This window comes from Actinomycetospora aurantiaca, from assembly GCF_037401875.1.
Taxonomy (GTDB): Bacteria; Actinomycetota; Actinomycetes; order Mycobacteriales; family Pseudonocardiaceae; genus Actinomycetospora; species Actinomycetospora aurantiaca.
On sequence record NZ_JBBEGN010000024.1, the window covers coordinates 59,942 to 68,919 of the forward strand.

The following is an 8,978-nucleotide window of genomic DNA, read 5'->3' on the forward strand; positions in this document are numbered from 1 at the left end:
CGTCAGGCCTCCCGCCCGGCGAGCGCCGAGCTCAGCCGGTCGACCGACCCGGTGAGGCTCCAGCGCTCCGCCAGGGCGGCGAGCGCGTCGGGGTCCGCCGCCTCGTGCGGGAGCGTGCGGGCCGTCCCGGTCCAGTCGATCGGGGCGTCCTTCGCGACGAGCACCACCTCCGGCGCCACCGTGAGGTACGGCGCCGCCTTGACGAGCTTGGTGCGCACCGCCGCGGACAGTCGCGGATCGCCGCCCTCGACGACGGCGCCGACGAGGTCGGCCCACGAGTCGAACTTCGACACCACCTGGGCGGCCGTCTTCTCGCCGACCCCGGGGACGCCCGGCAGACCGTCGGAGGGGTCGCCGCGCAGCATCGCCATCTCGGCGTACCCGTCGCCGGCGCGTGCCACCGGGACGCCGTAGCGCGCTGCGACCTCCTCCGGGCCGTACACCTCGTACTTCGACACGCCGCGTGCGATGTAGACGACCCGCACCGGGGTCGGCTCGTCGCGCACCAGCTGCAGCAGGTCGCGGTCCCCGGACACCACCTCGACCGCGGAGGTCGCCTCCGACGACGCCAGCGTCCCGATCACGTCGTCGGCCTCGAAGCCCTCCGCACCCGCCGTCGGGATGCCGGCCGCCGCGAGCACCTCGAGGATGACCGGCACCTGCACCCCGAGCTCCGCGGGCGCCGCCTCGGCGTCCGGGCCGCCCCCGACGGTCGGGTCGGACGGGTCGATCCCCGACGAGGTGTCCACCCGGTGCGCCTTGTACGACGGCAGGGCCCGCACCCGGAAGGCCGGGCGCCAGTCGCGGTCGAGGCAGGCCACCACCCGGGAGGGCTGCCGGGCGCGGACCAGCCGCGCGACCATGTCGCAGAACCCCCGGACGGCGTTGACGGGCGTGCCGTCGTCGGCGGTCAGCGACGACGGCACCCCGTAGAACGCCCGGAACCACAGGCTCGCGGAGTCCAGCAGCAGCACCGGACCGTCACTGTTCATGGTGCGCAAGAGTGCCAGGCTCCTCGTCGGCCCCGGCCCGCGACACCAGCCGCGCGTACCGCGTCCCCGCCACCAGCAGCACCAGGCCGGCGCCGAGGAACACCGCGACGCGGGCCAGGCCGTCCAGGGCGACCAGGTCGAACAGGATCAGCTTCGCCACCGCGGACACCACGAGCACACCGCCCAGCACCCGCGGGAGCGAGTCCGCGACCCCGCGCACCAGCAGCACGAGCGCGAGCGCGGTCCACGAGATCGTCACGAGGACGTGCCCGACCAGGAAGCCGTCGCGGGTCGGCGACACCGCGAGCGCGAGCGTGACGACGACGCCCGCTGCGCCGTACAGGCCGACCAGGCCGAGCCCGCCGACCACGACCGCCGTCCGCTCCCGGCCACGGAGCAGGCCGGCGGCGGCGACGGCGTGCAGCAGGGTCGCGGCGGCCGCGGTCAGCAGCACGCCGACCACGGCCATCGCCAGCAGCGTCCCGGTCGCCCGCACGTCGCCGTCGACCACGACGTCGACCGTGAGGTCCCGGACGAGCGCGAGCACCCCGCCGACCACGCCGAACCCGCCCGCGACGACGAGCACCACCGTGCGCCCCGTCCGCCGGGCGAGGACCGCCAGGATCGTCGCGGCCCCGAGCAGCGTGCCGCCCTGGGCGATCCCGGTGAGCGCCAGCGGCACCGCCTGCAGCCCGACCACGGCGGCCGCGGCGACGGTCACGGTGACCAGCGACGGCGTCGCCGGCACCCGGCGTGCACCGCGCTCGAGCACCGCCCCGGCACCGAGGAGCACGAGCACCGCGACGACGTCGAGCACGGCGCCCCACGGCCGGGCCAGCATCGAGGCGGCCCCGAGCACGGGGATCACGGGGGCCGCGAGGGCGACCCCGGCGACGACGGTGCTCGTCCGGTCGGCGTCCGACGCGGCGAGCAGCACGAGCGCCGCGACGAGGCCCGCGACGAGCAGGGCCCCGACGGCGCCGGCGGTCGCGAACGCCTCGGCACTCGCCGGGCCGTTCCGCAGCGCGACCGACGCGGTCACGACGAGCGCGCCCAGACCGGCGGCGACGACCGCGACCGCGACCAGCGCGGGCCACGCCCGGCGCGCGGCGACCGGGAGGACCGCGACCAGGACGACGACGAGCAGGACCACCAGGAACGGCGCGGCACGCTCGAGCACCAGCGGGACGAGCAGGTCGACCCCGACCACCACGCCGAGGGCGAGACCCCACCGGCGCCAGCGGTCGGCCAGGGCCAGGCCGCCGGCCGCCACGACCAGGGCCAGCGCGACGGCGACCGGCGAGGGCAGGAGGTCGTAGAGCGAGGCCGCGGCGGCCACGGTGAGGTAGAGGGCGGTGATGCCGGTGGCGGCGAGCGTGACGGGGCCCGGGTCCGCGGCAGCACCGTCGGCACCCGCCCGACGACGCTGCAGGACGATCCCGGCGCCCACCAGGGCGAGCCCGACGAGGCCACCGAGGCCGACCCGGGCCTCGGGCCCGAACCAGCCGCGGGACGCGGCCAGCACGAGCAGCAGGACGATCCCGAGCAGCGTGACCGCCGCTCCGGTCACGGCCAGCAGCCGGGCACCGGTGAGGCGGGGGAGGCGCACCGACGGCCGGGCGGGACCCGCCTCCGGCGTACGACGCCAGGGCGGGACCGGGGGCCGTCCCCATACCGGGCCGGGACCGCCGGGACCGCCGAGGCCGGCGGGAGCGGGCGGGGGTGTGGGGGGCGCGCCGGGCGGGGCCTGCGGCGACCAGGGCCGGAACCCGGCGGGCCCGGGCGACGCGACCGGCTCCGGACCGGCCGCACCCGCCGTCGGGACGGGGGAGCGGAGCGCACCGAGGTCGGAGCGGACCCGGGAGAGCCGGCTGCCGAGATCGGCGAGCTCGGAGTCGAGGCGGTCCAGGATCGCGGTGGCGTCGGCCGGGGTCGTCATGGCGCCCACCCTGCCGCGAGGGTGTGTGACCCGGGAGGGGACAACTACCTAAGGTGGCCCCATGGGGTCCTCGCTCGCCGATCAGGTCACCGCCCGCCTCGACCGCGCCCGGGCCCTCGCGGCGGACGCCGGGGTCGACGCCCTCGTCGTCACGCCCGGGCCGGACCTGCAGTACCTCGCGGGCGTGGTCAAGCACTCGCACGAGCGGCTGTCCGCGCTCGTGCTGCCCACCCGGGACGAGGCGGCCTTCGTCGTGCCGCGCCTGGAGCGGCCCGGCCTGGACGGCAGCGGCGTGGACCGGGCGGGGATCCGGGTGATCGACTGGGTCGACGGCGAGGACCCGCACGGACTGGTGGCGGCGTGCCTGGACGGCGCGAAGCGGGTCGCGGTGGCCTCCGACATGCCCGCGCTGCACGTCCTGGGCCTGCGCGACGCCCTGCCGCTGGCCACCCAGGAGCTCGCGACCGGCGTGCTGCGCGAGCTGCGGATGCGCAAGGACACCGCCGAGGTCGACCACCTCCGCCGCGCGGGCGCCGCGATCGACGAGGTGCACGAGCAGGTGCCGGGCCTGCTGCGGGCCGGGCGCACCGAGGCGGAGGTCGGCGCGGACATCACCGCGGCGATCGTCGCGGCCGGGCACGCCGAGGCCGCCTTCGTGATCGTCGGGTCCGGCCCGAACGGCGCCAGCCCGCACCACGAGGTGTCCGAGCGCACGATCGAGGACGGCGACGTCGTCGTGGTCGACATCGGCGGGCCGCTGCCCGAGGGCTACAACTCCGACTGCACCCGCACGTACGTGGTCGGCGGCGCGACCGACGAGGTCGTCGAGGTCTACGCCGTCCTGCAGCGTGCTCAGGCGGCCGCGGTGGCCGCCGCACGGCCCGGCGTCACCGCCGAGAGCGTGGACGAGGCCGCCCGGGCGATCATCCGCGACGCCGGCTACGGCGAGTACTTCGTGCACCGCACCGGGCACGGGATCGGGCTCGAGGTGCACGAGGAGCCCTACATCGTCGCCGGCAACACCCTGACCCTGGAGCCGGGCATGGCGTTCTCGGTGGAGCCGGGCATCTACTTCCCGGGTCGCTGGGGCGCCCGCATCGAGGACATCGTCGTGGTCACCGAGGACGGGTGCGAGGCGGTCAACACCCGCCCCCACGAGCTCCTGTCGTGCTGACGGCCGACGCGCCGCGGCCGGCCTCCGCGCGGCGTCGACGCCCGACCCGGGCCACGCTGCTGCGCGCGGTCGCGTCCGTCGTCGCGGGCGCCGCCCTGTACCTGAGCTTCCCGCCGACGGGCTGGTGGTGGGCGGCTCCGCTCGGCATCGGGCTGCTGCTGGGCGTCGTCGCCGACCGTTCGTGGAAGACCGCGCTGGGCTGGGGCGCGCTGGCCGCCGTCGCCTACCAGTACCCGCTGCTGTCGTGGACCGGGACCTACGTGGGCGCGGTGTGGCTGGGGGCGCTGGCGGTGGTGGTGCTCGCCGTCGCGGTCCCGCTGGCGTTCGTGCCGCTCGTGGCGCGGCTGCCCGGGGCCCCGCTGTGGGTGGCCTGCCTGTGGGTCGCGGGGGAGGCCGTGATCGAGCGCGTCCCGTGGGGCGGGTTCCCGTGGGCCAAGCTCGCGTTCGGCCAGGCCGGCGGGGCGTACGCGAAGCTGGCGGCCCTCGGCGGCGCGCCGCTGGTGAGCTTCGGGGTGGTCCTGTCCGGCGCGGGGCTGTGGGCCCTGACCCGTTCCCGACGACGGCTCGTCCCCGTCACGGGTGCGCTGGTGGCGGTCCTGCTCGGACCCGTCGTCGGGATCGCCGTCCCGGCCCACCCGGCCATCGCGCCGGGGGACCGGACGATCACCGTGGCGGCCGTGCAGGGCAACGTGCCGCGCGCGGGCCTGGACTTCGCCAGCCAGCGCCGCGCTGTGCTGGACAACCACGTGCGCGAGACCCGGCTCCTCGCGGCACGGGTCGCCGCCGGGCAGGTGGCCCGGCCCGACCTCGTCGTGTGGCCGGAGAACTCCTCGGACATCGACCCGTTCCGCAACGCCGACGCACGGAGCGAGATCCAGGCGGTCACCGACGAGATCGGCGTGCCCGTCGTCGTCGGGGCCGTGCTGCGCGGCACGACCAACCCCGAGGGGACCGAGGTCGTGCAGGGACCGCGGAACGTCGCGGTCGTCTGGACCCCGCGCGTCGGCCCGACCGACCAGTACGCCAAGCGCCACCTGCTGCCCTTCGGCGAGTACATCCCGATCCGTGGCGTGGCGTCCCTGTTCTCCGGCGACGTGGCCCGGGTCGTGGACTTCGAGCCCGGCAGCGGCGCCCCCGTGCTCGCGGCCGGACCGGCCCGGCTCGGCGTCGCGACCTGCTACGAGGTGGTCTTCGACGGCGACGTGCGCGACGCGGTCGTCGGCGGCGCCGACCTGCTCGCGGTCCCGACGAACAACGCGACCTTCGGCTTCACGAACATGACCTACCAGCAGCAGGGGATGAGTCGCCTGCGTGCGGTGGAGCACGACCGGGCCGTGGTGATCGCCGCGACCAGCGGGCAGAGCGCGGTGATCGCCCCCGACGGCACCGTCGTCTCCCGGACCGGCGACCTGTTCACGCCCGGTGTCCTGGTCGAGCGGGTCCCGCTGCGGACGACCACTACGCTGGCCACCCGGCTCGGCGCGGTCCCCGAGTGGGTGCTCGCCGGGCTGGCGGTGGCGGCGGTGGCAGCGGTGGCCACCGGGCTGGTCGCGCGACGGCGGGAGGGGCGTGGGGCATGAGCGCGGCGCAGGAGACGTCCGTGTCGCCGACCCGTGAGCCGGCGGCCGACGGCACCGGCGTGCTGGTGGTCGTCCCGACCTACGACGAGCGGGAGAACCTGCCCGGGCTGGTCGAGCGGGTGCTCGCGACGGTGCCCGCGGCCCGGATCCTGGTCGTCGACGACGGCAGCCCGGACGGGACGGGCGAGCTGGCCGACGGGATGGCGGCGCGCGACGACCGGATCGCGGTGCTGCACCACCGCCCGAAGCGCGGGCTCGGCGCGGCGTACGTCGACGCGTTCGCCCACGTCATGGCGGTGCACGAAGCCGACGACGTCGGGTGGATCCTCCAGATGGACGCCGACGGCTCGCACGCGCCGGAGGACCTGCCGGCCCTGCTCGCGGCGGCGCGGACCGAGGACGCCGACCTCGTGCTGGGCTCGCGGTACGTGCCGGGGGGCCGGGTGGTGAACTGGCCCTGGTACCGCGACGCCCTGTCGCGCTCGGCGAACGTGTACTCGCGGGCCGCGCTGCGGCTCCCGGTCCGCGACGTGACCGGCGGCTTCCGGCTGTTCCGGCGGGAGGTCCTCGCGGCCGTGACCGCGACCCCGGTGTCGTCGCAGGGCTACTGCTTCCAGGTCGACCTGGCGTTCCGCGTGCAGCGCGGCGGCTACACCGTGCGCGAGGTGCCGATCGTGTTCACCGAACGACGCGCGGGGGCCTCGAAGATGAGCGGTGCCGTGGTCCGCGAGGCCCTGTGGCGGATCACGTCCTGGGCGGTGCGCGACCGGCTGTCGCGCACGACGAAAGACCCCGCCACCGGACGGTGACGGGGTCGGGTTCGCGGCGGATCAGGCTCCGCGGCGCTCCTTGAGCAGGCCGAGCCGCTCGTCGAGCAGTTCCTGGAGCTCCGGCTCGGAGCGGCGCTCGAGCAGCATGTCCCAGTGCGTGCGCGGCGGCTTGGTCTTCTTCTGCTCGGGCTCGGTGCCGTCGATCCGCTTGCCCTCCTCGCCGTGGAGGCGGCACTCCCAGGTGACCGGGGCCTCGGCGTCGTCGGAGAACGGGACCTCGAAGTCGTGGCCCTTGGGGCAGCGGTAGGCGAAGGCGCGGCGGGGGGCGAGGTCGTGGTCGCGATCGGTCTCGTAGCTGACGGCTCCGAGGCGGCTTCCACGGAGGACGCGGTCGGCCATGAGTGCTGTCCTTTCCCTCGACTGCGTGCGTGCGCCCCTCGGCGGAGGAGGGCACTCCGGGTCCCAACGCCCGGCGCCGTCCGTTCGTTCCCGGGACACCCACCGGACACGTGGTCGTGACCCGTCTCACGCGTGTCCGCGCGAGGCGTTCCCGACCCCTGGCACACATCGATGTGTTCACGTCCGTGTTACCCGGGGATCGGGGACGTCACACCGGCCCGGGTCCCGGCCCCCACTCGCCGCGCACGGCGAGGACGTCGCGCAGCAGGTCGGGGCGGTCGGTCATCAGCCCGTCCACGCCGAGGTCGAGCAGCCGGTGCATCTCCGAGGGCCGGTCGATGGTCCACACGTGCACCTCGATGCCCATCGCGTGGGCGGCGGCGACGGTCGTCCGGTCGATCACCGGCAGGCCGCCGAAGTGCGTGGGCAGCTGCGCGAGGTCGCCGCCGACCGCGACCCGCCGGGCGACCCGGCGCGGCAGCACCGAGCGCGTGCGCAGCGACAGGGCCGCCCGCGCCGAGACCCCCGTGACCACCCGGTCCCCGAACCGCTGCCGCACGGCCCGCAGGCGGCCCTCGTCGGTGCTCGCCACCGCGATGCGCTCAGCGACGTCGTCGCGCTCGAGCAGCGCCAGCATCGGCCGCAGGGACCCGGGCGACTTGATGTCGACGTTGAACCGCAGCTCGGGCAGCGCCTCGAGGACCTCCTCCAGGCGCGGCAGGCGCTCGCGGCCCCGGACCCGGACGTCGGCGAGGTCGGCCCAGTCCATCGCCCGCAGCACCCCGGGGTGCCCGGCGACGCGGCGCAGGGTCGCGTCGTGGTGGACCACCAGGACGCCGTCGCGGGTGGCGTGCACGTCCGTCTCGACGTAGGCGTAGCCCTCGTCGCGGGCCCGCCGGAACGCGGCGACGGTGTTCTCCAGGCCCTCCAGGTCCCCGACGTGCCACCCGCGGTGGGCGAAGGCGCGAGGTCGCGCGGCGGCGAGGTACGGATGGGAGCGCACGGCCGGGGTCACGGGCCTGGAGTGTGCCCGACCGGATCGACGCGCGGGTGTCGGCCGGCGGGCCCGGACCTGTCACCCACGAGCAGGCACGCGTCCCCCGATCGCCCGGACACGGCGGCGACACGACGTGATCACGAAGCCGACTCGATGATCAGGTGTCACTCCGTGGCCACCTTGGGGGGATACGTACACATGGAGTAGTGTCACGTCCGTCATCTCGGATGACGACCGTCGAATCGGGGGACTGATGGCGCGCTCGCGGCACCGCCGCTCGGAGGGCTCGGGGGAGTCCGCCGGGTTGCCGTCCTGGGCCCTGCGCCACCTCGACGAGGCCGGCGAGCCCGCCGCCACCGAGGTGCGTCCGACCTCCGGCCACCGGCGCGCCGCCGCAGGAGCAGGCCGGTCCACGCGCGGCTGGGGCGTGGCCATCGTCTCCGTCGCCGCCGCCGTGACCGCGGTACCGCTCGCGATCTCCTCCGTGGCCAACGACCGGTCCGGCGACCCGCTGCCGAAGATCAACACCTTCACCGCCGGCGCCCCCGGGCCGCTGCAGGGGTCCCAGGCCGTCGAGGGCGGCGTGCGCGACTCCCGACCGACCGTGATCGAGGCCGACCGCACCGGGTCCGGCATCCTCGGTGGTCCGGACGCCGGCGCCGTGTCCGGTGGCGGGGCCCCGGCCGTGGTGCCCGCCCCGCAGCCCGCCGCCGTCGTCCGGCCGACCGCCGCGGCCGTTCCGGCCCGCCCCACGCCGCGCCGGGCCACCCCGCCGACGGCCACCACCCCGACGACCACCACCAGCACCACCACGTCGTCGTCGACCGACACTCCGAAGACGGGCTCCATTCCGTCGTCACCGAAGCCGAAGCCCACGTCCAGCGCATCGAAGTCGGCGCCGCAGTCGAAGTCGGCCCCGCAGTCGAAGTCGGCCCCGCAGTCGAAGGGCCTGGTCCCCGCAGCGGTCGACACGGTGAACTCGGTCGGTGAGGCCGCGGGCGGCCTCGTCGGCGGCGTCGTCGGCGCGCTCTGACCCCTCGCAGCGTCGTCGCGGTGAATCCCCGCGACAGGACGGCGAGGGGAGCGGCCGTTGATCACCTTGTCGCGGCCTTCCGCCACCCACCCGG

8 protein-coding genes are annotated in these 8,978 nt (G+C 76.2%); 4 read left to right on the plus strand and 4 right to left on the minus strand.

What is annotated here, in order from left to right; all coding sequences use genetic code 11:
* Positions 1-2: 2 nt before the first annotated feature.
* A complete protein-coding gene (locus WCD74_RS27670) occupies positions 3-992 on the minus strand; it encodes a 5'-3' exonuclease (protein WP_337698136.1) in 990 nt (329 codons plus the stop codon).
* Positions 982-2,931 (minus strand): DUF2339 domain-containing protein, encoded by a 1,950-nt coding sequence (locus WCD74_RS27675; protein ID WP_337698137.1) that lies wholly within the window; start codon positions 2,929-2,931, stop codon positions 982-984. The genes WCD74_RS27670 and WCD74_RS27675 overlap by 11 nt, the downstream gene beginning before the upstream one ends.
* Before the next feature lie 61 nt (positions 2,932-2,992).
* Here WCD74_RS27675 and WCD74_RS27680 point away from each other — a divergent pair, with 61 nt between their 5' ends.
* Genes WCD74_RS27680 through WCD74_RS27690 form a run of 3 tightly spaced genes read left to right on the plus strand, consistent with a single transcriptional unit; the run spans position 2,993 to position 6,494 of the window.
* Positions 2,993-4,105, plus strand: coding sequence for a M24 family metallopeptidase (locus WCD74_RS27680; protein ID WP_337698138.1), 1,113 nt, complete (start codon positions 2,993-2,995; stop codon positions 4,103-4,105).
* Positions 4,099-5,685, plus strand: a complete 1,587-nt coding sequence (gene lnt, locus WCD74_RS27685) for an apolipoprotein N-acyltransferase (protein ID WP_337698139.1) — start codon at positions 4,099-4,101, stop codon at positions 5,683-5,685. Before WCD74_RS27680 ends, lnt begins: the two co-directional genes overlap by 7 nt.
* Positions 5,682-6,494: a polyprenol monophosphomannose synthase gene (locus tag WCD74_RS27690; RefSeq protein WP_337698140.1), complete on the plus strand. Its 813-nt coding sequence runs from the start codon at positions 5,682-5,684 to the stop codon at positions 6,492-6,494. Before lnt ends, WCD74_RS27690 begins: the two co-directional genes overlap by 4 nt.
* Before the next feature lie 21 nt (positions 6,495-6,515).
* Here the strand turns inward: WCD74_RS27690 and WCD74_RS27695 are convergent, their stop codons facing one another.
* Both WCD74_RS27695 and WCD74_RS27700 read right to left on the minus strand, forming a co-directional pair.
* Entirely contained in the window at positions 6,516-6,854 is a 339-nt protein-coding gene (locus tag WCD74_RS27695) for an RNA polymerase-binding protein RbpA (RefSeq protein ID WP_286054707.1), read from the minus strand.
* A gap of 208 nt (positions 6,855-7,062) precedes the next feature.
* Entirely contained in the window at positions 7,063-7,869 is an 807-nt protein-coding gene (locus WCD74_RS27700; RefSeq protein WP_337698141.1) for a glycerophosphodiester phosphodiesterase family protein, read from the minus strand.
* 235 nt (positions 7,870-8,104) lie between these two features.
* Here WCD74_RS27700 and WCD74_RS27705 point away from each other — a divergent pair, with 235 nt between their 5' ends.
* Positions 8,105-8,884, plus strand: coding sequence for a hypothetical protein (locus tag WCD74_RS27705; protein ID WP_337698142.1), 780 nt, complete (start codon positions 8,105-8,107; stop codon positions 8,882-8,884).
* Positions 8,885-8,978: the final 94 nt, after the last annotated feature.

Excerpts from the sequence above, each read along its gene's own strand:
- WCD74_RS27680 (WP_337698138.1), top strand. The coding sequence starts at position 2,993 with ATGGGGTCCTCGCTCGCCGATCAGGTCACCGCCCGCCTCGACCGCGCC.
- WCD74_RS27675 (WP_337698137.1), bottom strand. The coding sequence starts at position 2,931 with ATGACGACCCCGGCCGACGCCACCGCGATCCTGGACCGCCTCGACTCC.
- WCD74_RS27705 (WP_337698142.1), top strand. The coding sequence starts at position 8,105 with ATGGCGCGCTCGCGGCACCGCCGCTCGGAGGGCTCGGGGGAGTCCGCC.
- WCD74_RS27670 (WP_337698136.1), bottom strand. The coding sequence starts at position 992 with ATGAACAGTGACGGTCCGGTGCTGCTGCTGGACTCCGCGAGCCTGTGG.
- WCD74_RS27690 (WP_337698140.1), top strand. The coding sequence starts at position 5,682 with ATGAGCGCGGCGCAGGAGACGTCCGTGTCGCCGACCCGTGAGCCGGCG.
- WCD74_RS27695 (WP_286054707.1), bottom strand. The coding sequence starts at position 6,854 with ATGGCCGACCGCGTCCTCCGTGGAAGCCGCCTCGGAGCCGTCAGCTAC.